The organism is Acidothermus cellulolyticus 11B, assembly GCF_000015025.1.
In the GTDB taxonomy this organism is placed as follows: domain Bacteria; phylum Actinomycetota; class Actinomycetes; order Acidothermales; family Acidothermaceae; genus Acidothermus; species Acidothermus cellulolyticus.
The window spans coordinates 802,248-824,334 of sequence record NC_008578.1 but is presented as its reverse complement, the minus strand read 5'-3'; the positions used below and the strand labels follow the sequence as shown (position 1 = coordinate 824,334).

Annotated in this window: 19 protein-coding genes and 2 riboswitches; of the genes, 4 read left to right on the top strand and 15 right to left on the bottom strand. The window is 66.8% G+C overall.

The window, feature by feature from the left end:
• Nucleotides 1-105: 105 nt before the first annotated feature.
• The 8 genes from ACEL_RS03850 to ACEL_RS03815 form a co-directional block, all read right to left on the bottom strand.
• On the bottom strand, nucleotides 106-1,137 hold the full coding sequence (locus ACEL_RS03850) for a rod shape-determining protein (RefSeq protein ID WP_041835357.1): 1,032 nt from the start codon (nucleotides 1,135-1,137) through the stop codon (nucleotides 106-108).
• A 230-nt stretch (nucleotides 1,138-1,367) separates the two neighbouring features.
• Nucleotides 1,368-1,793 (bottom strand): nucleoside-diphosphate kinase, encoded by a 426-nt coding sequence (ndk, locus tag ACEL_RS03845; protein WP_011719583.1) that lies wholly within the window; start codon nucleotides 1,791-1,793, stop codon nucleotides 1,368-1,370.
• Between the two features lie 33 nt (nucleotides 1,794-1,826).
• Entirely contained in the window at nucleotides 1,827-2,636 is an 810-nt protein-coding gene (locus tag ACEL_RS03840; protein ID WP_011719582.1) for an ABC transporter permease, read from the bottom strand.
• A gap of 3 nt (nucleotides 2,637-2,639) precedes the next feature.
• The gene (locus ACEL_RS03835; RefSeq protein ID WP_011719581.1) at nucleotides 2,640-3,476 is read right to left on the bottom strand and encodes an ABC transporter permease; all 837 of its coding nucleotides are present in this window, start codon (nucleotides 3,474-3,476) and stop codon (nucleotides 2,640-2,642) included.
• A 208-nt stretch (nucleotides 3,477-3,684) separates the two neighbouring features.
• A complete protein-coding gene (locus ACEL_RS03830; protein ID WP_011719580.1) occupies nucleotides 3,685-4,683 on the bottom strand; it encodes an ABC transporter ATP-binding protein in 999 nt (332 codons plus the stop codon).
• 25 nt (nucleotides 4,684-4,708) lie between these two features.
• Nucleotides 4,709-5,116: a DUF4233 domain-containing protein gene (locus ACEL_RS03825; protein ID WP_083760621.1), complete on the bottom strand. Its 408-nt coding sequence runs from the start codon at nucleotides 5,114-5,116 to the stop codon at nucleotides 4,709-4,711.
• Between the two features lie 8 nt (nucleotides 5,117-5,124).
• A complete protein-coding gene (locus ACEL_RS03820; RefSeq protein WP_011719578.1) occupies nucleotides 5,125-6,462 on the bottom strand; it encodes a bifunctional folylpolyglutamate synthase/dihydrofolate synthase in 1,338 nt (445 codons plus the stop codon).
• 3 nt (nucleotides 6,463-6,465) lie between these two features.
• A complete protein-coding gene (locus ACEL_RS03815) occupies nucleotides 6,466-9,117 on the bottom strand; it encodes a valine--tRNA ligase (protein ID WP_049751571.1) in 2,652 nt (883 codons plus the stop codon).
• Nucleotides 9,118-9,285: 168 nt separating this feature from the next.
• Here ACEL_RS03815 and ACEL_RS03810 point away from each other — a divergent pair, with 168 nt between their 5' ends.
• Complete coding sequence (locus ACEL_RS03810) at nucleotides 9,286-10,605, top strand: hypothetical protein (RefSeq protein ID WP_011719576.1); 1,320 nt, start codon at nucleotides 9,286-9,288, stop codon at nucleotides 10,603-10,605.
• Nucleotides 10,606-10,692: 87 nt separating this feature from the next.
• On the opposite strand, the gene clpX is transcribed toward ACEL_RS03810, so the two are convergent.
• The 6 genes from clpX to ACEL_RS03780 form a co-directional block, all read right to left on the bottom strand.
• Nucleotides 10,693-11,976: an ATP-dependent Clp protease ATP-binding subunit ClpX gene (gene clpX / locus ACEL_RS03805; protein WP_011719575.1), complete on the bottom strand. Its 1,284-nt coding sequence runs from the start codon at nucleotides 11,974-11,976 to the stop codon at nucleotides 10,693-10,695.
• A 153-nt stretch (nucleotides 11,977-12,129) separates the two neighbouring features.
• A complete protein-coding gene (locus tag ACEL_RS03800; RefSeq protein ID WP_011719574.1) occupies nucleotides 12,130-12,840 on the bottom strand; it encodes an ATP-dependent Clp protease proteolytic subunit in 711 nt (236 codons plus the stop codon).
• A 17-nt stretch (nucleotides 12,841-12,857) separates the two neighbouring features.
• Nucleotides 12,858-13,463 (bottom strand): ATP-dependent Clp protease proteolytic subunit, encoded by a 606-nt coding sequence (locus tag ACEL_RS03795; protein WP_169303224.1) that lies wholly within the window; start codon nucleotides 13,461-13,463, stop codon nucleotides 12,858-12,860.
• 339 nt (nucleotides 13,464-13,802) lie between these two features.
• Complete coding sequence (gene tig, locus ACEL_RS03790) at nucleotides 13,803-15,152, bottom strand: trigger factor (RefSeq protein WP_011719572.1); 1,350 nt, start codon at nucleotides 15,150-15,152, stop codon at nucleotides 13,803-13,805.
• A 228-nt stretch (nucleotides 15,153-15,380) separates the two neighbouring features.
• Nucleotides 15,381-16,871 carry a MutS-related protein gene (locus ACEL_RS03785; RefSeq protein ID WP_011719571.1) on the bottom strand — a complete coding sequence of 497 codons (1,491 nt, stop codon included), beginning with the start codon at nucleotides 16,869-16,871 and terminating at the stop codon, nucleotides 15,381-15,383.
• Nucleotides 16,868-18,418, bottom strand: a complete 1,551-nt coding sequence (locus ACEL_RS03780; protein ID WP_011719570.1) for a MutS-related protein — start codon at nucleotides 18,416-18,418, stop codon at nucleotides 16,868-16,870. The genes ACEL_RS03785 and ACEL_RS03780 overlap by 4 nt, the downstream gene beginning before the upstream one ends.
• 14 nt (nucleotides 18,419-18,432) lie before the next feature.
• Nucleotides 18,433-18,494, bottom strand: a riboswitch (Fluoride riboswitch).
• A gap of 154 nt (nucleotides 18,495-18,648) precedes the next feature.
• On the opposite strand from ACEL_RS03780, the gene ACEL_RS03775 reads away from it, so the two are divergent.
• Nucleotides 18,649-19,452 (top strand): hypothetical protein, encoded by an 804-nt coding sequence (locus tag ACEL_RS03775; protein ID WP_049751366.1) that lies wholly within the window; start codon nucleotides 18,649-18,651, stop codon nucleotides 19,450-19,452.
• 134 nt (nucleotides 19,453-19,586) lie between these two features.
• Here the strand turns inward: ACEL_RS03775 and ACEL_RS03770 are convergent, their stop codons facing one another.
• Entirely contained in the window at nucleotides 19,587-20,069 is a 483-nt protein-coding gene (locus ACEL_RS03770; RefSeq protein ID WP_011719568.1) for a hypothetical protein, read from the bottom strand.
• A gap of 123 nt (nucleotides 20,070-20,192) precedes the next feature.
• Nucleotides 20,193-20,274: riboswitch (Fluoride riboswitch) on the top strand.
• Between the two features lie 134 nt (nucleotides 20,275-20,408).
• Between ACEL_RS03770 and ACEL_RS03765 the strand changes: the two genes are divergently transcribed.
• Both ACEL_RS03765 and ACEL_RS03760 read left to right on the top strand, forming a co-directional pair.
• Nucleotides 20,409-21,371 (top strand): respiratory chain complex I subunit 1 family protein, encoded by a 963-nt coding sequence (locus ACEL_RS03765; RefSeq protein ID WP_011719567.1) that lies wholly within the window; start codon nucleotides 20,409-20,411, stop codon nucleotides 21,369-21,371.
• A gap of 37 nt (nucleotides 21,372-21,408) precedes the next feature.
• Entirely contained in the window at nucleotides 21,409-22,083 is a 675-nt protein-coding gene (locus tag ACEL_RS03760) for a hydrogenase (protein ID WP_011719566.1), read from the top strand.
• Nucleotides 22,084-22,087: the final 4 nt, after the last annotated feature.

The window sequence follows — 22,087 nt, the reverse complement described above, 5'->3', positions numbered from 1 at the left end:
ACGCGCAGGACTGCCGGCAAGTGCCCGGGACCGCGACGGCCCGTGCGGCTCGGCGTCACCCATGCCCGCGTCTTCACCGAAGCTCACCGATACGAGGCATGCGTGCTAGCGGCTGCGGGGTTCGGAGATCAGCACCGGCTGCAACGTGTCGAAGTCCTCGACGCACTTCCCGGCGCCCAGAGCGACCGAGTCGAGGGGCCGTTCGGTGATGTGAATCGGCATGCCGGTCTCGTGGCGGAGCCGCTCGTCGAGGCCCTTCAGCAGGGCGCCGCCGCCGGTGAGGACGATGCCTCGATCCATGATGTCGCCGGCGAGTTCCGGCGGGCACTTGTCGAGGGTCACCTTCACCGCGTCAATGATGGCGTTCACCGGCTCGTCGATGGCTTTGCGAATCTCCGCGGCGCTGACGACGATCGTCTTCGGCAGACCGCTCACCAAATCGCGGCCCCGAATCTCGGCGTGCGGTTCGTCCGGCACCGGGAAGGCCGAGCCGATCGCCATCTTGATTTCTTCCGCCGTCCGCTCACCGAGCATGAGCGAATATTCCTTCTTGACGTAGTTGATGATCGCGTTGTCCAGCTCGTCGCCACCGACCCGGATCGACTGGCTGGTCACGATGCCGCCAAGACTGATCACTGCGACTTCCGTCGTGCCGCCGCCAATGTCGACCACCATGTTCCCGGTCGGTTCATGCACCGGAAGCCCGGCGCCGATCGCCGCCGCCATCGGCTCTTCGATGATGTACACCCGCCGCGCGCCTGCCGCATAGCCGGCGTCCTTGACGGCACGCTGCTCGACAGCCGTGCACCCGCTGGGGACGCAGACGACGAGCCGCGGTCCGCGGGCAAGATGCCGGTTGCGGTGCACCTTCTGAATGAAGTACCGGAGCATCCGCTCGGTGGTGTCGAAGTCCGCGATGACGCCGTCCTTGAGCGGCCGAACCGCGACGATGTTGCCGGGCGTCCGGCCAATCATGCGCTTCGCCTCAATGCCGACGGCCAGGATCCCCCCGGTGTTGGTGTTGATGGCGACCACAGACGGTTCGTTGAGCACAATGCCTCGGCCGCGGACATAGACCAGGGTGTTCGCCGTGCCGAGGTCGACCGCCATGTCGCGGCCGAAAATCGAAGTGGGCATGGAGGCTCGCCTTTCGTTGAGCATCGGACACGTGCCGCCGTCCACCGCCGCCGGGAACAGCGGTTCGGCACCCACCGGGCCTCAAGACCCGATCGACACCGAAAACAAGGACGGCGCAGCCATGCTACGGGTTCCGTCTGCCCTCGGGCAAAAGCCGCGGCCGTCTGACGGCTTCGTGCGGCACACCACCCGCGGGATGCCGTCTGGGCCAGGTGATCGCCGTGTCGAGCTCAGGCGTCTGCCGCGAAGTGCGGAAAGAACAACGCGATCTCTCGGGCGGCGGACGTGACGGAGTCCGAGCCGTGCACGAGATTCTCGGTCACCAGGAGGCCGAAGTCACCGCGGATCGTTCCAGGCGGAGCCGCTACCGGGTCGGTTGATCCCATCAGGGTCCGGAGGGTCTCCACCGCCCGTGGGCCCTCGATGACCGCCGCGACCAGCGGGCCGGAGGTGATGAAGGCCACCAGGTCGGCGAAGAACGGCTTGGCGGCATGCTCGGCGTAGTGGCGCCGGGCGAGGTCGTCATCGATCGTGCGGAGCTCCAAGGCGCGAATCCGCAGCCCTTTCCGCTCGACCCGGCTGAGAATTTCCCCGACCAGACCACGCCGGACGGCGTCCGGTTTGATGAGCAGCAAGGTGTGTTCGACGTCCGCCACCGTCACTCCCGAGTTCGTCCGACGAGCGGATGATCAGTGTAGCAGGACCCGTGCGAGCCGCCGAACGGCGACGATACCGCCGGCCAGGCTCATGACCGCGAGGTAGGCGCAGTTGGCGAGCAGGCCGGCATGCCAACCGCCGAGGAGCAGGGCCCGTTGCACGTCCACCGCCTGGTACAGCGGTGTCCAGCGGACGACATGGGCGACGGCGGTCGGGTAAGCGGTGAGCGGGTAGAAGGTGGCGGAGAACAAGAACATCGGCAGCAGCACCAGATTGACCCATTCGAAGTCCTGCCAGCTGCGCATGAACGTCGTGGCCGCCATGCCGCACGCGGCGAACGCCAAGCCTTCAAGAACCGCAAAAGGCAGAGCAAGCGCCGCCGTCCACGCATGCACCACGCCCATCGCGGCGCAGACGATGAGAAACGCGACGGCGTAGATGAACCCGCGGCCCAGGGCCCAGAGAATTTCGCCGGCGGCGACGTCGAGGGCGGTCATCGGCGTCGCAAGCACGCCCTCGTAAACCCTCGCGTACTTCAATTTGTGGAAGATGTTGAAGGTGGAGTCGTAAATCGCGCCATTCATCGCGGAGGACGCGAGCATCGCGGGTGCGACGAATGCGGTGTATGCAATCGGGTGGCCGGCGTACGACAGGTGCGGGACCAAGCGGCCGACGCCGACGCCGATCGACAACAAGTAGAACAGCGGTTCGAAGAAACCGGAGACAATGATGATCCACGTGTGGCGGTAGACCATCAGACTCCGCTCAACAAGGGCAACACTGCGGCGTCCGGTGAACCGGCCGAAGGCGCCGTACGGAAGGATGCGCAACGCGAAGGACATCACTCAACGCTCCAACCGTCGCCGGTAATTGCGGGCGGCGATACGGGTGCCGATTCCCGCGAGCGCGGTGAGAAAGACGAGGTGGACGCCGATGAGGGCGACGCCGCCGGGCTCCACGACACCGCTCGTGACATCGCGGGTAAGGGTGACACCGTGCCAGAGCGGGGTCACGTACGCAACGGGACGAATCCACGACGGAAGCTGATCAATGCTGAAGAACGTGCCGGAGAAGAGGAACATCGGCACGATCACGAAACGCTGCAAGGCGGAGAAAGACGTGTCGGTCTCTTGCCTGACGGCGAACGCGGCAATCGGGGCCGCGCACGCCAGGCCGAGCAGAAGACAGATCGGCACTGCACAAACAGCGAGCCCACTGCGCACCCCGCCGAATGCGGCGATCACCGCCAGGTACGTGCTGCTGGTCAGCCCGATCCGAGTGAGCATCCACAGCAGGTGGCCGGCGAAGACGTCCCCGACCGTGAGCGGTGTCGCGAGCATGGCGTCGTACATCGGCACCCATTTGACCGACGCGAGCACCGGATAGGTCGCTTCGATGGAGGCCACCTGCATCGCGGTGGCGGCGAGCAATCCAGGGGCGATGAACTGCAGGTAGCTCAGCCCATGGGTCGCGGGCCCGGCGTGCACCAGAGTGCCGAGCCCAACCCCCAGCGCCGCCAGGTACAGCACCGGATTGACGATGCTCGACACCACCGAACCGCGCCAGGTCCGCCGGTAACTCGTCACCCAGTACCGGTACGCCCGCCAGGTGCGCCGCATCGCCGCGGGCAGGTTCCCACGGGCGGTACCAAGCGGTTCGGCCGCCGCCGCCATGCCGCTCATGCACCCTCCGCCGGCGGGTGGCGCCAAGAGGCTGCCGGGGCTTGGCGCTCCCGGTTGAGGGATCGTCGCGGAATGGGTCGCTGCATTGCTTGTTGCATGGGCTGCTGCATTGCTACGTGCATGGGTCGCTGAATTGCTATGTGCATGGGCTGCTGCATTGCTATGTGCATGGGCTGCTCCATTGCTCGTTGCGTCCGGTGGCCGGTGCTCAATCGATCAGCGCATGGCCGGTGAGCCGGAGGAAGACGTCTTCCAGCGTGGCGCGGCGCAACCAAGCGGAGAGCGGTTCGAGACCACGGGCGTGCACCGCCGCAAGACAGCCGTCGCCGTCCTCGGTGTAAATGACGAGCCGGTCGGGCAGGACGTCAACCCGGTCACCAAGGTCAGCGACCCGGCCGGCCATCTCCTCGTTGCGACCGACCGGAAACCGCAGCTCAACGACGTCCTTGGTGGCGAACCGGGTGATGAGGTCCCGCGGGGAGCCGCGCGCAACGATCGAACCCTTGTCCATGACGACCAGCTCGTCGCAGAGCTGCTCGGCTTCGTCCATGTAGTGGGTGGTGAGGACGAGGGTGACGCCGTGCTGTTTGAGGCGGAAGAGGCGATCCCAGACCGCGTGCCGGGCCTGCGGATCAAGACCGGTGGTCGGCTCGTCGAGCAGCAGCAGCTCCGGCTCGTTGATCAGTGCCCGCGCGATGGTGAGGCGTCGGCGCATGCCGCCGGAGAGGGGCTCCACCTTGTCGTCGGCACGGTCGGCGAGCTGGACGAAGTCGAGCAATTCGTCTGCGCGACGGCGCAGCCAGGCCCGGGGAAGGCCGAAGTACCGCCCGTACACGATGAGGTTCTCGCGGACGGTGAGCTCGAGGTCGAGGGTGTCTTGTTGCGGCACGACCCCGATCCGACCCCGGATCACCGGACCGTCGCGCCGTGGGTCCAGGCCGAAGATGCGCAACGTGCCGCCGGACGGCTCCGAGACGCATCCGATCATGCGCATAGTGGAGGATTTCCCCGCTCCGTTCGGGCCGAGAAAGCCGAAAGCCTGGCCGGCGTACACGTCGAGGTCGATGTGGTCGACGGCGACGAACGTGCCGTAACGCTTGAGCAGGCCCCGCGCATGGATCAACGGGACCTGGCCGGCGTCGTCGGCTGCCCGGGACCGCGGCGCGACCGAGCGCTCATCGAGTGCGGAGGCGGTTTCGGTGGACATTCCCTCTGACCGTACCGCACGATCGTCACGACGTGCCCGAGCTTCTCCCCGCTTGATCAGCTGATCGGATCGCCTTCACGCCGAGCCGCCACGCCGCTACCCACAACCCCGCGAAGATCACGCCGAGGATGAACATCACCGGGACGACGACGCCGCACGCGATCGCCAGCAGTTGGAGCACGCTGCCGAGCACGTACCCGGCGCGGGTGCGGAGCAGCATCGCTGCGAGGACGCAGCCAAGGGCCAAGGCCGCGCCCACCGCAATCGCGACCGGGCGGGACACCCCGGACAGCGTGACGGCGGCGATGATGCCCAGCCAGAAGACGATCACTTCCGTCCCGAGCACGCTCGCGGCCAGCCGGCGCGCGTCCCGGCGCGCCCGGAGGCGGGCGCGCTCGACCTCGGCACCCTCGCCGGCGCCGGGGGACGTCATGGCGGTTGTCATCGCTGTCGCAACAGCCGCCGGGCCTCACCGGCGGTCACCACGGAACCCGTCACGAGAACACCGACGCCGCTGCCCAATCCGCCCGCGTCAGCCTCGGCCGCCCGGCGCAGCGCGACCTGCAATGCCTCATCCAGCCGCGGGACGAGGGTCACCTTCTCCGGCCCGAACACGGCCTCGGCCTGCGTTGCGAGATCGACGGGGTCGATCGCCCGATGCGAGCTGCTCCGGGTGACGATGACCTCACTGAGCACTGGTGCGAATGCGGTGAGAATTCCCGGGACGTCCTTGTCGGCCAGGGTGCCGATCACACCGATGAGTCGCTCGAACGCGAATTCACTGGCCAGCGTCGCAGCCGTCACGCGGGCGCCGGCGGGATTGTGGCTGGCGTCGACGAGGACGGTGGGCTTCGTACGGACGATTTCCAACCGCCCGGGTGACCGGACGCCGGCGAACGCGTCCCGCAGCAGGTCGATGTCAAGCGCATGCTCCGGGCTGAGGAATGTCTCGACGGCCGCAAGCGAGACAGCGGCATTGCCCGCCTGATGTGCACCGTGCAACGGGAGGAACAGCTCGGGATATTCACCGCGCACGCCGCGGATGGTGACGAGCTGGCCGCCGACTGCGGGTTTTCGTTCCGTGACAGCGAAATCCACGCCTTCGGTCACCAGACGCGCCCCAACCTCCTCGGCGCGACGACGCAGCACCTGGGCGGCGGCATCGTGTTGGGCGGCAACCACCACGGTCTGATCCGATTTGATGATTCCGGCTTTCTCACCGGCGATCGCGGCAATTGTGGACCCCAGATGCGCTTGATGGTCGAGGTCGATCGGAGTGATGACAGCGACCGGCGCATGGATGATGTTCGTCGCGTCGAGCCGGCCGCCCATGCCGACTTCGACGACGGCCACGTCGACCGGTGCGGCGGCGAAAGCGGCGAACGCCATGCCGGTGACGGCCTCAAAGAACGAGAGGCGGGTGGGGAACCGCGCATCGACGAGCTCGAAGTAGGGCGTCAGTTCGTCGTAGGTGGCCACGAACACCTCATCAGAAATCGGCTCACCGTCAAGGAGGATCCGTTCGGTGATGGATTCGAGGTGCGGGCTGGTGTAACACCCGGTGCGCAGATTGAGGGCACGGAGCAGGGCGTCAATGATGCGCGCGGTCGACGTCTTGCCGTTGGTGCCGGCAATGTGAATGGACGGATAGGCGAGCTGCGGGTCGCCAAGCAGCTCCATGAGCGCAGTCATCCGCTCGAGTTTCCACTCGATACGGGATTCCGGCCATCGCGCCAGGAGCTCCTTCTCCACCCGCGCGAGATCCGCGGCGCCGGCCATCGGTCAGCCTCGCATCCGGTGCAGCGCAGCGAGTTGTTCGGTCAGCCGGGTCACGTCGGCCTCCGCATCGGCAAGCCGGGCCCGCATCTTCGCGACCACCGCCTCCGGGGCCTTGGCGAGAAACTCGGTGTTGTCCAATTTCGCCCGCGCGGTTTCGACTTCCCGACGGGCGGCCTCCAGTGCTTTCTCCAGCCGGGCGCGCTCTTTGTCGAGGTCGATCGCCCCGGAGAGGTCCAGGCCGACGCGGACCTCGGTGCCACGGACGCCGACGACGACGGCGGCGGTTTCGCGGAACTGCGCATCCGCCGGGTCCAGGCGGGCGAGACGTCGAAGCTGCTCGTCGAATTCACCGAGCCCCGCGGCGTCAAGGCCGTCAATGCGCGCCGGCACCCGTTGCGCCGGGCGCAGCCCCTGCTCGGCGCGGAACCGGCGCACTTCGGTGACCACCTCCTGCAACGCCGCAAGCCGCTCCTCGGCGTCATCGTCGCGGCGGTCGAGCGCGTCGAGCGGCGGCCGGCCGTCGACGGTTCCGGACGGCCAGACCGCCCGGACCAGGCTCTCCGCGCCGGTGAGGGTCGTCCAAAGTTCTTCGGTGACGAACGGAATGATCGGATGCCAGAGGCGGAGCAGCACGTCGAGGACGTGGCCGAGGATGCGCCGGGTACGGGCCGCATCAGCGCCGCCCCGCTCCAACGGAAGCTTGGACAGCTCCACATACCAGTCACAGAATTCGTCCCACGTGAAGTGGAACAGCGTGTCGCAGGCTTTGGCGAATTCGAACGCGTCCAAGAAAGCGTCGACGTCACGGACGACGGAGCCGAGCCGGGAGAGAATCCAGCGGTCAGCGGTGGTCAGCTCATCGACCGGAATCGGCCCCTGGGTGGTTGCGCCGTTCAACATGGCGAACCGCGCGGCGTTCCAGATTTTGTTGACGAAATTCCGGCTCGCCTGGGCCCATTCGTCGCCCACCGAGACGTCCGTGCCGGGTGATGCGTTGCGGAGCAGGGTGAAGCGCGTCGCGTCGGCGCCGTACCGGTCAATCCAATCAATCGGGTCAATACCATTGCCGGCCGATTTGCTCATTTTCCGGCCGCGCTCGTCGCGGATCAGCCCGGTCAACGCCACAATCCGGAACGGTACGGCGTCGCGCGGCCCTCGATGCTTCATCGCATACAGGCCGAACATCATCATCCGCGCGACCCAGAAGAAGATGATGTCGTACCCGGTGACGAGCACCGAGGTGGGATAGAACTTCGCGAGATCCGCGGTCTCCTCCGGCCAGCCGAGGGTGGAGAACGGCCAGAGCGCCGAGGAGAACCAGGTGTCGAGCACGTCTTCGTCCTGATGCCAGCCGTCGCCTGCCGGCGGAGTCTCGTCCGGACCGACCACGACCATTTCGCCGCCCGGGCCGTACCAGACCGGAATCCGATGCCCCCACCACAACTGGCGGCTGATGCACCAGTCATGCATGTTGTCGACCCAGTCGAAGTACATGCGGGCCATCTCCGGCGGGTGAATGACGACCCGGCCGTCCCGGACGGCGTCCCCCGCCGCTTTCGCCAGGGACTCCACCTTGACAAACCACTGCAGTGACAGACGCGGCTCGATGACGGTGTCACAGCGCGAACAGTGCCCGACCGCATGCACGTATGGTCGTTTCTCCGCGACGATGAGGCCGAGTTCGCGCAGCGCCGCCGTCACCGCCGGACGCGCCTCGAAGCGGTCCAAGCCTTGGAACGGTCCAGGCGCGGTGATGACCCCGCGTTCATCCATGATGGTGAGGGCCGGCAGCCCGTGCCGCTGGGCAATCTCAAAGTCGTTGGGGTCATGGGCGGGTGTCACCTTCACCGCGCCGGTGCCGAAATTCGGGTCGACGTGCTCGTCCGCCACGATGGGAATCCGGCGGCCGGTCAACGGAAGTTCGACGAACGTACCGACCAGGTGCGCATAACGCTCATCGTCCGGATGAACCGCGACCGCCGTGTCGCCAAGCATTGTTTCGACCCGGGTGGTGGCAACGGTGATCGGACCATAGGAAATGGAGACGAGTTCGCCTTCGTCGTCGCTGTGCTCCACCTCAATGTCCGACAGGGCCGTCAAGCAACGCGGACACCAATTGATGATGCGCTCCGCTCGATAAATCAAGCCGTCCGCGTACAAGCGGCGGAAAATCTCCTGAACCGCGCGTGACAGGCCGTCGTCCATGGTGAAGCGTTCACGCGTCCAGTCAACCCCTTCACCAAGCCGTCGCATCTGATCGAGGATTTTCCCGCCGTACTCGGCCTTCCACTGCCAGACCCGTTCGACGAATTTCTCCCGGCCCAGGTCGTGCCGGGAGATGCCCTCCCGGGCGAGTTCCCGCTCGACGACGTTCTGGGTGGCGATTCCCGCGTGATCCATGCCCGGGAGCCAGAGGGTTTCATACCCCTGCATCCGCCGGCGCCGGGTGAGCACGTCCATCAGGCTGTGGTTGAGGGCATGGCCCATGTGCAGCTGCCCGGTGACGTTCGGTGGGGGCAGCACGATGCAGTACGCCGGCCGTGAACTCGTCGCGTCAGCGGTGAAGTATCCGGCGGCCACCCAGCGCTCATAGTGGCGGCGCTCGACCCCTTCCGGTGCATACACCGGAGGGAGTTCACGGACCGCCGTGGGCATCGCGTCGTCCGACACGCGTTGAGTCTAGCCAGCACGGTCGATCGATCCCGCACCCGGCGAATGGAGATCCATGCGGTTCGTGGCCGCCGGAAGGTGTCGGTCGAGTCAAGGCCGACGCGGAACCGGCCGAGGACCTCAACGGGCAAATGGCACGAATCGAGGACCGTGATGAAGGACAAGCATCTCGACGACACGTTTCAGTCTCCTTACGCGATCACGGTGTTGCCCGGCCGCGGCCGAACCCGCAAGGACCAGCGCGGCCGCGGCAAGGTGACTGACGACGCGTCACAGGCCGCCCCAGCGGCCGCCGTCCCGCCGACACCTCCCGGCGGACCAACCCCGGCCTCGGTTCCCGGCTCGGTTCCCCCTGGCACTGCGCCGACTCCGGCGCCGACGGCACCCGGCGCTGCACCCGTCGGCGGTGCGACGCCCGGCGGCGGCGTCCCGATCAGCGCGCAGGACTACCAGTCCGCGCCACCCGCGTACGCCGCGCCGCCGGCTTACCCGTCCACGCAACCCGGATACGGTCCCGCCGGTTACGCCCAGGGGTACACACCCGCCGGCTACGCCGGATATCCAGCCCCCGGGACCACACCCGCCGGATACTCTCCCCCCGGGACCACACCCGCCGCCACCCCGGGATATCCGACACCCGGTCCGGTCCCCCAGGCACCCGGCGCCGTGCCTGGGTACGTGACCCCGGGATCGCCGTCCAGCCCCGGGTACGCTGCGGCGCCGGGCGGGTACGCCGCCGCATCGGCCGGGTACGCGCCGCCTACCGGTTACGCGGCCGCGCCTGCCGGTTACACCGCCGCTTCGGCGCCGCCGTCGTACGCCGCTGTGCCACCGGCCGATGCACCAACCGTTACCGCCGAGGCCAACCCGCCGGAACAGCCCGGCCAATCCATTGCGCCGGCAAAACGGCGCCGCCTCGGCGCGCTCATTGCAGCGGCGGTCGTCGTCCTGGCCGCCGGCGGCTACTACCTCGTGCCGAAATACGTGCTGCACCACGGTTCGACGGCAACACCGGCGACGATCAGCTTCCCGGTCAAGCTGGGCAGTGCACCTCGGGTTACCGACACGGCGCTCGTCGACCCAGTGCGGGCCCAGGTCGCAAAGCTCCGCACCGCATCGCCCGCGCTGTCCGCGGCGGGATTCGCGGTGTACGGCACGGGACCTCGGGCGGTCGTCATTGCCGGTGCCATACCGTCCACCGCATCGGTGAAGACCACCGATGACCAAATCCGGTTGGTCACGGTCATCAACAAGACGCTCGCCGCCCAGGGGCAAGCCGCGACACTTCGACAACTCTCCTCGGGCGACCCGGCAACCGGTCAGTGGTGGTGCGGCGCACTCCGCGGCGGCAAAGCCGGGACGGAGTGCATCGCCGTCGACCGCGGCGCCGTCGTCATCGTCACCGTCTACGGCACGAACACGACCGCGAACATCGCCACGGCAAGCACGATCCGCCACCAGGTCGAGCAGTGAGGCACGGCGGCCGGGCAGCGCCGCACCGGCTAAACCGGCTAACGCGCCACGCCGGCTAAACCGTACCGGCCACGCCAGCTAAGCGGACTAAGCGGTCTTCTCGCGCCGCTCGCGTTTGGCGACCACCGAATCCCGCGGCACCAGCGTCGGGTTCACGTTGTTGAGCACGACGTCGCGGGTGATGACGACCCGGGCGACGTCCGTTCGGCTCGGGATGTCGTACATGACAGACAGAAGAACTTCTTCCATGATGGCCCGCAGCCCGCGCGCCCCGGTGCCGCGCAGAATGGCCTGATCGGCGATGGCCTCGAGCGCGTCGTCCGTGAATTCCAAGTCGACCGAATCCAACTCGAACAGCCGCTGATATTGCCGCACCAGCGCGTTCTTCGGTTCGGTGAGAATGCGAATGAGCGCCTCGCGATCGAGACTTGTCACCGTCGTGATGACCGGAAGGCGGCCGACGAATTCTGGGATCATGCCGTATTTCAAAAGGTCTTCCGGCATGACGTGGGAGAAGATGTCAGCAGTGTTGAGATCCCGCTTACCGTGCAAGGTAGCGGTGAAACCGATGCCCTTCTTGCCGATCCGCGCCTCGATAATCTTCTCCAGACCGGCGAAGGCGCCCCCGACGATGAAGAGAATGTTGGTGGTGTCAATCTGGATGAATTCCTGATGCGGGTGCTTGCGCCCGCCCTGGGGCGGCACCGAGGCCGTCGTCCCCTCGAGAATCTTCAGCAGAGCCTGCTGGACCCCCTCGCCAGAGACGTCGCGGGTGATCGACGGATTCTCACTCTTGCGGGCGATTTTGTCGATCTCGTCGATGTAGATGATGCCGGTCTCGGCCCGCTTCACGTCGTAATCGGCGGCCTGGATCAATTTGAGCAGGATGTTCTCGACATCCTCACCCACGTAACCGGCTTCGGTGAGCGCCGTCGCATCCGCGATCGCGAACGGTACATTGAGCATCCGGGCGAGGGTCTGGGCGAGGTACGTCTTGCCGCAGCCGGTCGGGCCGATGAGCAGGATGTTCGATTTGGCAAGTTCCACCGAATCATTGCTGCTGCGGCTGGAACCACCGACTTGGATCCGCTTGTAGTGGTTATAGACGGCGACGGACAACGCCTTCTTTGCGGTCTCTTGACCGATAACGTACTGATCGAGAAATTCGCAGATCTCCCGGGGTTTGGGCAGCTGGTCGAACTTCGGCTCGTGCGACTCGGAGAGCTCCTCTTCGATGATCTCATTGCAGAGATCAATGCACTCGTCGCAGATGTAGACGCCGGGACCCGCGATGAGCTTCTTCACCTGCTTCTGGCTCTTGCCGCAGAACGAACACTTGAGCAGGTCACCGCCGTCGCCGAGTCGTGCCACGGTTCCGTCTTTCTGCTCAGGGCTCTTGCGAGCCGGTCTGTTCTTGCTACCCCCAGCATCTCCGACGGTACCGCCCGGAAGCTGGCTGCGCAGTCTCCTTCGGCGTGTCCCGGACGAATCCGAACGGCGTGACGCCGGGTTCGCCCGGCTGGACTAGCGCGCCGCCGCGGCCGAGGAGCCCACGAGGGAGAGCTTGCGGGTGGTGATCACCTCGTCGATGATGCCGTACTCCACCGCCTCCTCAGCAGTGAGAATCTTGTCGCGCTCAATGTCCTGCCGGATCTGCTCCTCGCTGCGGCCGGTGTGCTTGGCGAGCAGGTGTTCGAGGAGGCGGCGCATCCGCAGCACCTCGCGGGCGGCGATCTCCAGGTCGCTGGCCTGACCGCCCGCCTCGCTGTACGGCTGATGGATGAGAATCCGGGAATTCGGCAGGGCCATCCGCTTGCCCTTCGTGCCGGCGGCCAGCAGGACGGCGGCCGCGGACGCCGCCTGGCCCATGCAAATCGTCTGCACCTCGGGCCGGATGAACTGCATCGTGTCGTAGATCGCGGTGAGTGCGGTGAACGACCCGCCCGGTGAGTTGATGTAGAGCTGGATGTCGCGGTCCGGGTCCATCGACTCCAAGGTCAGCAGCTGGGCCATCACGTCGTTCGCCGAGATGTCGTCGATTTGGACGCCGAGGAAGATGATGCGCTCTTCGAAGAGCTTGGTGTACGGATTGTGAATTCGGTCACCCTGACTGGTGCGCTCCCGGAATTCCGGGACGATGTACCGCGACGACGGCCGCTCCCCGGTCAACCGCCGTCCCGGGCCGTCGCCCGCACTCCGCGGCACCCACAATTCGCCGGCATGCTCGACGCGCATCCTCGCCACCCCTCCTCTTAGGAGACCGACGTCGTCTCGGTAGGCACCTGGCGGGAGCTACGAACGACGTGGTCGATGAAGCCGTACTCCTTCGCCTCCTCCGCGGAGAACCATCGTTCCCGGTCGGAGTCCCGCTCGATGCGTTCAATCGGCTGCCCGGTGTGCTGGGAAATGAGCTGCTGCAGCGTGCGCTTGGCGTACAGCATCTGTTCGGCCTGAATGGCGATGAGCGACGCCGTACCGCCGATGCCGCCGAGCGGCTGATGCATCATGATCCGCGCATGCGGCAGCGCGTACCGCTTCCCTTTGGCGCCAGCGCAGAGGAGGAACTGCCCCATGGACGCGGCCAACCCGAGCGCGACGGTAGCGACATCGCACTGCACGTACTGCATGGTGTCGTAAATCGCCATGCCGGCGTCCACCGAGCCGCCGGGTGAATTGATGTACAGGTAAATATCGCGATCCGGATCCTCGGCGGCAAGCAGCAGCAGCTGTGCGCAGATTTTGTTCGCCAGGGCGTCGTCGACCACCGTGCCGAGGAACAGAATCCGGTTGCGCAGCAGCTTGTTGAAGACGTCATCCTCAGCGGATGCGCCGGACGGCGGGAGCGCGGCGGTCGGAATGCCCGGTACGCCGATCGGAGAGCCGGACTCCGAACGCGCGACGGAGGGATCGACGATCACTTCTCACCTGTCCCATCACTGTCTCGATCGGACGCTGACACGGCCCTCCGGATGGAGACCGGGGAATCGCGTCGAGTTCCGACCCTAACCGGCGGACCGGCATCCCGGCCGGGCGGAGCCGCCGGTTTCGCTGACGGCGCAGGCGCGGCATGGGGGTCGTCGTCCCGCACCGGACGGTCCCATTCGGTTCGCTGACGGCGCAGGCGCGGGATGTGGGCACAGGCGGACGGTCACCGCAACAGCATCGCGGACGTCTGCGGCAACAGCGACCGGGCAGTATCAGGCTTCGCTTACCGCCGGCTCCGCCTCGGCAGCCGGCGTCGAGCCCCCCTCCAGGTTCACCGGTGCGCCGGTGGTGTCGACGACGCGGACCCGCTGGAGAAGGTAGGTCAGCGCCTTGCCGCGCAGCGCATCCGCCACCGCCAGCGGCACGGTGTTGGTCCGCACCAATTGATTGGCATAGTCGTCGGGACTCACGCCGAGCCGGGTGGCCCGCTGAATCAAGTAGTCCGTGAGCTCCGCCTCTTGCAGTTGCAGCTGTTCACGCGCGACGACGGTGTCCAGGAGGAACTGCACCCGCAGTTCGCGCTCCACATCGGCGCGCACGTGCGCCTCGTGGTCGTGCAGGCTCTCCCCTTGCTGGGCCAGCAGGCCTTCGGCGTCCATGCCGCGGGCCTCGGCATAGCGGCGCAACTGCTCGGCTCTCGACCGTACTTCGGCGTCAACGATCCGCTCCGGAACGGGAATGTCGAGGGAATCGAGCAGGGTCTGCAGGAGGCGTTCGCGGGCCTGCACGTGCTGCTGGATCCGCCGGGTCCGACCGATGCGCTCGCGGATGTGGGCGCGCAGCTCCTCGAGGGTGTCGAATTCGCTGGCTTGCTGGGCAAATGCGTCATCGAGCGCCGGCACCTGCTTCTCCCGGACCGCGCGGACGGTGACCTCGGCCCGCGCCGTGCGCCCGGCGTAGGGTCCGGCGAGAGGCGCGTCGAATTCCGCGGACTGGCCGGCGGTGAGCCCCTCGAGCGCCTCGTCGAGACCTTCGACGAGCTGGGCGCTGCCCACCTCGTACGAGGCGCCGGTCACCGTGCCGTCCTCGAGCACCTCGCCGTCCAGGCGCACCGTCATGTCGATGGTGACGAAGTCGCCGCGGCGCGCCGGCCGGTCGACCGGCTTGAGGGTTGCGAACCGGTCGGCAAGGGCGGCGAGCTCGGCGTCCACGTCCGCGTCGGAGACCGTCACGGGATCGACGGTGACGGTGATGCTCTCCGGGTCCGGCAGTTCGATGGTCGGCCGGACGTCGACTTCGGCCGTGAAGGTCAGCCCCTCGCCGTCCGCAAAGTTCGTCACCTCGATCTCGGGCTGGCTGATCACCGCAACCGCCGCTTCGTCAACGGCCTGTCCGTAGAACTGCGGAATCGCGTCATTGAGCGCTTGCTCGAGCACGACACCACGGCCGATCCGACGGTCGATGATCGGCGGCGGGACCTTCCCCGGCCGAAACCCCGGCACCCGGACCTGCTCCGCCACCTTGCGGTAGGCCGCGGCAACCGTGGGCTGGAGCTCGTCAAAGCCGACTTCGACGGTGAACTTGACACGCGTGGGGCTCAGAGTCTCAACTGCGCTCTTCACAGACGTCCTTCGATCAGATGGGAACCGGTGACCCGGGGCTGCCGGTCAACTCCCAGTGGCGTGGCGGCTGCACCCGCCTCCCGCCGGCGCACCGGCCCGCCGGATCACCCGCCAAGTATAGGAGCGCCGCCGTCCGGGTTCGCCGTGCGGCGACCGTCGCCCGGTCCGACCGCGTCAGGGACCTCGGCGGGTCCGGCCGCGTCAGAGACCTCGGCGGGTCCGGCCGTATCAGAGGCCGAAAATCCGGCGGTAGGAGTCCGCCGCGTGACTCGTCGGCTCCGGTGCACCGACGATCATCCGGAAGGTGCGCCGTCCGTCGGGCAGTCGCTCCGCCCGCAAGAACAGCACCCGCCGGTCCTGCCGCTCGCTGTACCGGCGCGCCAGGTCGTACAAATGCGTCACGAAGAAGACGCGGACGCCGCAGTCCATGAATGCATCGATGACCTGTTGGGCGATCTCCGACCCTTCGCGTTCATTGGTGGCACTGAACGACTCATTGCACAAGACGACCGAGCCGGTGTGCACGCGGTCGGCGATCGCACTCATCCTGGCGAGCTCCTCCTCGAGCTTTCCGCCACGCAGAGCCGGATCCTCCTCGCGTTTGAAATGCGTGAAAATTCCCCCGGCGACGCTCGCGTCCAGCGCGTCGGCGGGAACGAACATCCCAGCCTGCATGAGCAACTGGGCCAGTCCGACACTGCGCAGGAACGTCGACTTCCCGCCCTGATTGGGTCCCGTCACCAGAACGAGAAGTTTCCCGTCCGCGTCGACGTCATTGCCGACCACCGGCCCGCCGATCGTCAAGGCGAGGCAGACGTCGTACAGATGTCGCGCGTGGAAACGGCGGGCCGACGGCTGGTGCACATCGGGAAACGACCACCGGCAGCCGAGCGACGCAAGCCGTTCCGCCAATTGCACGCAGCCGAGGTAAAAACCCAGCTCGGCGCGGAGAGCCGCAAAGAACGAGAGCACATGGTCGGCGGACCGGGCAAGCGCGTCCGCAACCACGTTCAGTCCCCGGCCGCGCAATTCCGACAGCGCCCGATGACCCGCTTCGTCGCGGTCCGGAATGCGGAAGGTGTAACCCGCAGCGCGGCGCTCGCCCGAAGCAATCCTCTGCAGAAGGCTGCGCTCCGTGTACCGATGCAGCGTGTAGTCCTCCCCTTTATTTCCCCGGCCGAGACGGGCGCTGAGCAGGACGCCGCGCCGGAAAGAGAGCTCCGCCAGATGATTCTCGACCCGCTGGAGGTACTCGTCGGAGAGTTCCTCGCCGACCATACGCATGAACCGCTGAAGACCCGGGGCGGAGAACATCTCGGCGTACGTATCGGTGAGTGTGCGCAACCGCCGAATATAGCCGAGGAAAACACCCATCACCTCGAGGGCTCGATGCAGGATGATGTCCGGCGACTTCCAGAAGGTCCGCCAGATCTTCTTTTCCGCGGCGACGGCCTCGGCGGCAAGGTGATACAAGGCCCGGAGGGCGTCGGGATGGCGCAGGCAGTCGGCGAGAATTTCCTGACGATAGCGGATCACGGCGGGATCGGCGAGAGGATGCAGGACACCCGCGCGGGCGACAGTCAGCAGATAATCGTCACCGCCCGCCATAGCCGCCAGGAGGGTCTCCAGTTCCAGGTCACGGATCAGGTCGTCGGCATGCTCCGGCAACTGAGCCTGCGGATCGAAATCCTGCTCCGGGTGCATGAGAAAGACTTTCACGACGCCACCCGCCGGCGAAGCTGCTCGTATGTCAGACCGTATTTCGCCGCAACAGCGAGGGCGTACGCCCGGCCGTCTGCGGGACGGCGCTCGAACCGGTACGTTCGCCGGGCCGGGTCGCGGGGATCGACGATCCCGACCATGCTCACGATCCTCCCGTCGATCGAGGCAAGCTCGTCGACGAAGGTCACGTAAACGCCGATGGCGTCCAGCCCGAGGACACGGCGCAGAATTTCGGCGCCGAGGTAACGCGCATCCCGCAACGCCGTCGAAGAGAAGCTCTCATTCATCACGATGACGCTCCTGGCGGTGGCATGCGCCAGGATGTCCCGCAGCCGGACAAGTTCGTCGTCCAGCTTGCCGCGCAGAGTCGCAAGTTGCTCCTCCCGTTCGAAGTGCGTAAAGACCCGATCGGGAAGGAACAGCCGAGCCGCGCGCGCCGGCACCGGCAGACCGAGACTCGCAAGGTAGTGCACCTGTCCGAACATGCGGGCGAACGTCGTCTTCCCTCCGCTGTTGGGTCCGGTCACCACGATGACGCGCTCCCCGCCGTCAAGCGAGAAATCGTTGCCCACGATGGCGCCGGGCTCTCCGTCACGCGTCATGGCAAGAGCGAGATCGTAACCGCCGCGGACCACGGTTTCCTTCGACGTCGTCGACAGTTCTGGATAGCAGAACGGCAGTCCCCCGCGCGTTAGCCGCTCCACATGCCGCAGATACGCCAGGTAAAAGTGAATGTCGCGGTCAAAGGCCGCCACCACCGGATCCAGGAAATCCGCGTGCACCTCGGTGAACGTCACAAGGGCGGTGAACTCAGCCGGGTACAGCGCAGCCACGAGATCCGCGATGCGCGCCTCGACGTGATCCATGTATGCGGATTCGCTGAAGGTGACCCGATAATCGGCGCCGGTCCGCTGCTGGAATCGGGCGAACGTCTCGGTCACCTCGGCGCTGTACTCCGGCTCCCCGGCATAGCGCTGCACGCGCACCTGGCTCCCCTTGATATGCACCGCATACCGAACGCCGGCCAGCGCATCGCTCACGGACCGGGCGTCGCGGGCAAGACGGGTAAACGCCGGCGATGCGACGTAACCCTGAAGGTAATCGGCAAGTGCCTGAAGTCCTCGTGAGCCGAGAGGCATCCGGGAGAATCGACGCGCCAATGAGGCAACGGCGTTACAGTAGATCAAAGCAGCGTCGAGGAACCACCGTTGTTTCTGCTGCGGGTAAGAGAGTTTTTCGCTCATCGCGAAGGCGTTGCGCATGTCGCGCAGAGCAGCGGTGAACGCGTCAACCGCTTCGCGGATGCCCGCATCCTGAAGATCCCGGAAGACCTCGTGCCGATACCGGACGGCGTCGACGTCACCTAACGGTTGGTAGAACAACGGCCGCAGCCCATATTCTTCGTATCCAGCGAGAATCACGTCCAGGATCTCGTCGAGATGGAGGTCCTTGAAGAACTCGGGCTGCTCGTCGACCGCCGCCAACGCCGTCGGGTCGACGAAGAGAACACTCGGTTTTGCGGCCCGCTCCTTGAGCACCGTCATGACGACCTCCACCGAACTCGGTAGAAGCCATCAGCCGGGCGGCGCATTGTCGGCGGGCTTCATCGCCGCGTTCAGTCTACCCGCGGCGGCTCGATCGGCCCTGACACAGAGACGACGGACGGATCGGTCCTGAGCGAAGACGGCGCCGGGACCGGTCCCGGCGCAACGACCGCGGGGATCGGTCCTAAGCGAAAGATTCCGGCACGTGCCGGTCTCGCTACCGTGGGACCGTGCTCCAGCTCCGGGACGCCGTGACCCGGCGGCTCGTCGCCGTCGGCGGGAGTGCGGTGCTCCGCATGGTCGTCACGCCGCCCGAGCCGCACAGCGCCGCCGACCTCACCGGCGTCCGCGTCCTGCTGGTCGGTGATAGTCTCCGGCGAATCCGTGAGCTCTCCGGGATTCAGGTCCTAACGGCCGTGGTTTCCCCGACGCACACGCGCTCCTGGCTGAACGTCGTGTGCAACGACTTCGGCATCGCACCTCCGCACGACGTCGTCGAGACCGACACCGAGGCCGCCGACGTCCTGCTCGGTCGCCCTCACTTGCGCGTCGTACCGGCGGATGCACTGACACCCGGCGCCGACGTCCTGCTCGGTCGCCCTCACTTGCGCGTCGTACCGGCGGATGCACTGACACCCGGCGCCGACGTCCCAACGGTCGCGGTCGCCGGCGCCTGGCGGAACTTCCCGCGCGACGCCGATCCCCTCGCGCAACGCCTGGCGCTGTCGGCCCGCCACTATGCGCGGCCGGTCCTCCTTGACCACTCGCACCTGGCGGCGGCGCAGGCCGATCTCACCGCGTGGCGAAGCGCCGTCGCGGCCTGGGCAGACTGCCCGTCCGCACCGGTGCCAGCCGAGTATGTCCAGGCGGCGCGGCAAGCACTCGAGGACGATCTGGACCTGCCGCGGGTAGTCGATCTGCTCCGGGCCGCCGCCGCGGACCCTCGGCTCCCCGACGGCGCGAAGTTCGAAACCTTTGCCTATCTGGACCGGGTCCTCGCAATCGAGCTGTGCCGCGGCATGACCACGCGGTGAAGCCCGCCGGCCGGCTCCGGCGACGGGCGCGGAAACCGGCCGGTCCGCGACCGAAAACCAACGCTGAGGTGTCAACGAGGACGACGGAAAAAACCGGCCGGTCCCGCCGGAGCCCGCGGCCAAGACAGCGCCAACTACCCCGGGCGTTCGCCGTCCTGGTATTCCCGATTGGCGAGCCGCCGCTGCACCTCGACGTACACATCGCGCAGCCGCTGCGCCGGCGCGCCCAACCGGTCGGACCAGCCGCGGAGCACCTTCTCCCGACCGGCGTCGAACCCGCGATATCCGAAGAGCATCGCCTGCTCGACGATCTGCTGATGGTAATTCACCAACGCATCCACCTCCCGGACCAAAGGGTGGTCCGGCATGCTGCGCAACTGCTCGCGGAGGCGGAAATAGCCGCTGGTGACGCGGCCGCCCAGCCGCGCAAGGTCGGCCGTCTTGCCTCCCGGCTCCAAGCAGGCATCAATCACCCGCGCTGCGTCCCGCTGCAGATCGACCGCCGTCCGGAGAATAGTGCTCAAGGCGCGCAGCAGCCGCACATCCGCCAGAAACACGACGGAACCGGCAACGCTCTCCGGCGAGCCTGCAGCTGACTGATCTGCATCGTCTGACACGGCTGGTCACCACCGCTGACGTTCGCCATGCACGACCACACCGGCCGCGCCCTGCGCGGCGGCATCGACCTGATGCAGCGGTCCGATGGACACCATGGCTGAGCGTACGTCGGCATCGGTTACCCTGATGACGGCGATGGAGTCCGCCTGACCGGTGTGATCGACACCGGCGAAGTGTCACCTGGCTGATGGCTCCTACCTCCCAACCCCGCGGCGCGCGCAGCGCGCGCCACGTGTTGAGTCGAGAGGTAGGAGCGCAACAATGCCCGGCATCTCCTCATCGCACCGCGCACTCCCCGCCCGCTGCTGCGCGTCATCGACCCCGACGAGTGCACGCTGATGAATCCACGGCTCTCCCCCGTTCTCCTCCAGGTTCTCCAGGTCGGGACGGTGGCCCTGGCCGCGCCCGGCCTCTCCGGGTTCATCGCGCGTCTCGAGGCCCGGCTGCAAGGACGGCGCGGTCCACGGATTCTCCAGCCCTACTACGACATCGTGAAATTCTTCCGCAAGGAGTCACTCGCACCGCTGGAGGCGAGCTGGATTTTCCTTGCCGCACCGTTCGTCGCTTTCGTGTGCTATCTCACCATCCCGCTGCTCATTCCCGTCCTCACCAGTTACGGCCTGCCGCTCGGCTACATGGGCGACATTCTCGGCGGCGGCTTCCTCCTGGCGCTGGCCAGTTTCGCGGTGGCCCTTGCCGCCGCCGAGACGGGCTCGCCATACGCCCAGCTCGGATCGAGCCGGTCGAAGACCTTCGGCGCCATAACGGAACCGGTCGTCTTGTTCGTCGTCTTCACCGTCGCACTGCTCACCAGCACCGACCTGCCGTATGCGCTGGCGGCCACCGTGCGGCAGAGCGCGGGTCAGATCGTGCGCCCGGCGCACCTGCTGGCCGCTGCCGCGTTCTTCCTGGTGATCCTCTACGAGACCGGCCGCATCCCGATCGAGACGCACAGCGGCACGAACGAATTCGGGATGATCGAAGAGGCGCGGAGTTTCGAGCACTCCGGGCCCTACCTGGCCATGCTCCGGTGGGGCGCGGCGATGAAACAATTCATCCTGTACATCATCTTCCTCAATGTCTTTGTCGCACCGTGGGGTCTGGCCTCCGACGGCTCACTCGCCGCCGTCATTCTCGCCGTCCTCGCCCTCCTCGGAAAGGCCGCCCTCGTCGGCGTCGGTGTGGCGGTCATCGACGATTCGTTCGCCAAGCTCCGCCTCTTCAAAATCAGCGAATTTGTCGCCGCCGCGTTTCTTCTCGCTGTACTGGCCGTTTTCACCGTCTACCTGGGAGGCGGATGATGCGCACCACACCCACCACGACGAAAGGGCGCCGCTGATGCCGACCGGAACACCGGCGCCGCCGGTCTTTGACGGCGTCGCCGACGTCATCGCCGTCCTCGTTCTCCTCGCCGAGTTCGGCATGCTCCGCGCCGCCCTCCTGCCGGCCCAGATCCGCTTGTACGCCGGGCAGTCGCTGCTGCTCGCGGTCCTCGCGGCCATTGCGGCGCAGCAACGCAACGTACCCGACCTTTATGCCCTCGCCGTACTGTCCGCGGTGTTGAAGGTGCTCGCGGTTCCTGCCGTTCTGCGCCGCATGCTCCGCGACACCGGTACGGACATCGCCGGCAGCGGCGTCCTGGGTGTTGCGACGCGGACGCTGTGCGCACTCCTGGCGACGGCATTCGGCTTCTTCGCCACCGCCGGCTTGCCGATTCGCGCGGCCGTTCTTCCGCGAACCGCGCTCTCGCTGGCCGTCGCGGCGGTATTGGTCGCCTTCATCCTCATGATTTTCCGTCGGGACGTCGTGTCGCAGGCGGTCGGTTTCTTCTCGATGGAGAACGCTGTCTCACTGGCGAGCCTGGTCATCGCCGCGACGATGCCGTTCCTGCTTGAAGTCGTCCTGCTCTTCGACCTGCTCGTCGCCGTTGTGGTGTTCAGCGCCCTCATCCGCATTCATCACAATCGCCGGCAGTCGCTCTCCACCCGGAAACTCAGTGGATTGCGGGGGTGAGATC

Coding starts and splice junctions, on each gene's coding strand:
- ACEL_RS03850 (WP_041835357.1), bottom strand. CDS start 1,137: ATGCCCACTTCGATTTTCGGCCGCGACATGGCGGTCGACCTCGGCACG.
- ACEL_RS03840 (WP_011719582.1), bottom strand. CDS start 2,636: ATGTCCTTCGCGTTGCGCATCCTTCCGTACGGCGCCTTCGGCCGGTTC.
- ACEL_RS03835 (WP_011719581.1), bottom strand. CDS start 3,476: ATGAGCGGCATGGCGGCGGCGGCCGAACCGCTTGGTACCGCCCGTGGG.
- ACEL_RS03830 (WP_011719580.1), bottom strand. CDS start 4,683: ATGTCCACCGAAACCGCCTCCGCACTCGATGAGCGCTCGGTCGCGCCG.
- ACEL_RS03825 (WP_083760621.1), bottom strand. CDS start 5,116: ATGACGTCCCCCGGCGCCGGCGAGGGTGCCGAGGTCGAGCGCGCCCGC.
- ACEL_RS03820 (WP_011719578.1), bottom strand. CDS start 6,462: ATGGCCGGCGCCGCGGATCTCGCGCGGGTGGAGAAGGAGCTCCTGGCG.
- ACEL_RS03815 (WP_049751571.1), bottom strand. CDS start 9,117: ATGCCCACGGCGGTCCGTGAACTCCCTCCGGTGTATGCACCGGAAGGG.
- ACEL_RS03810 (WP_011719576.1), top strand. CDS start 9,286: ATGAAGGACAAGCATCTCGACGACACGTTTCAGTCTCCTTACGCGATC.
- ACEL_RS03800 (WP_011719574.1), bottom strand. CDS start 12,840: ATGCGCGTCGAGCATGCCGGCGAATTGTGGGTGCCGCGGAGTGCGGGC.
- ACEL_RS03780 (WP_011719570.1), bottom strand. CDS start 18,418: ATGACGGTGCTCAAGGAGCGGGCCGCAAAACCGAGTGTTCTCTTCGTC.
- ACEL_RS03765 (WP_011719567.1), top strand. CDS start 20,409: ATGAATCCACGGCTCTCCCCCGTTCTCCTCCAGGTTCTCCAGGTCGGG.
- ACEL_RS03760 (WP_011719566.1), top strand. CDS start 21,409: ATGCCGACCGGAACACCGGCGCCGCCGGTCTTTGACGGCGTCGCCGAC.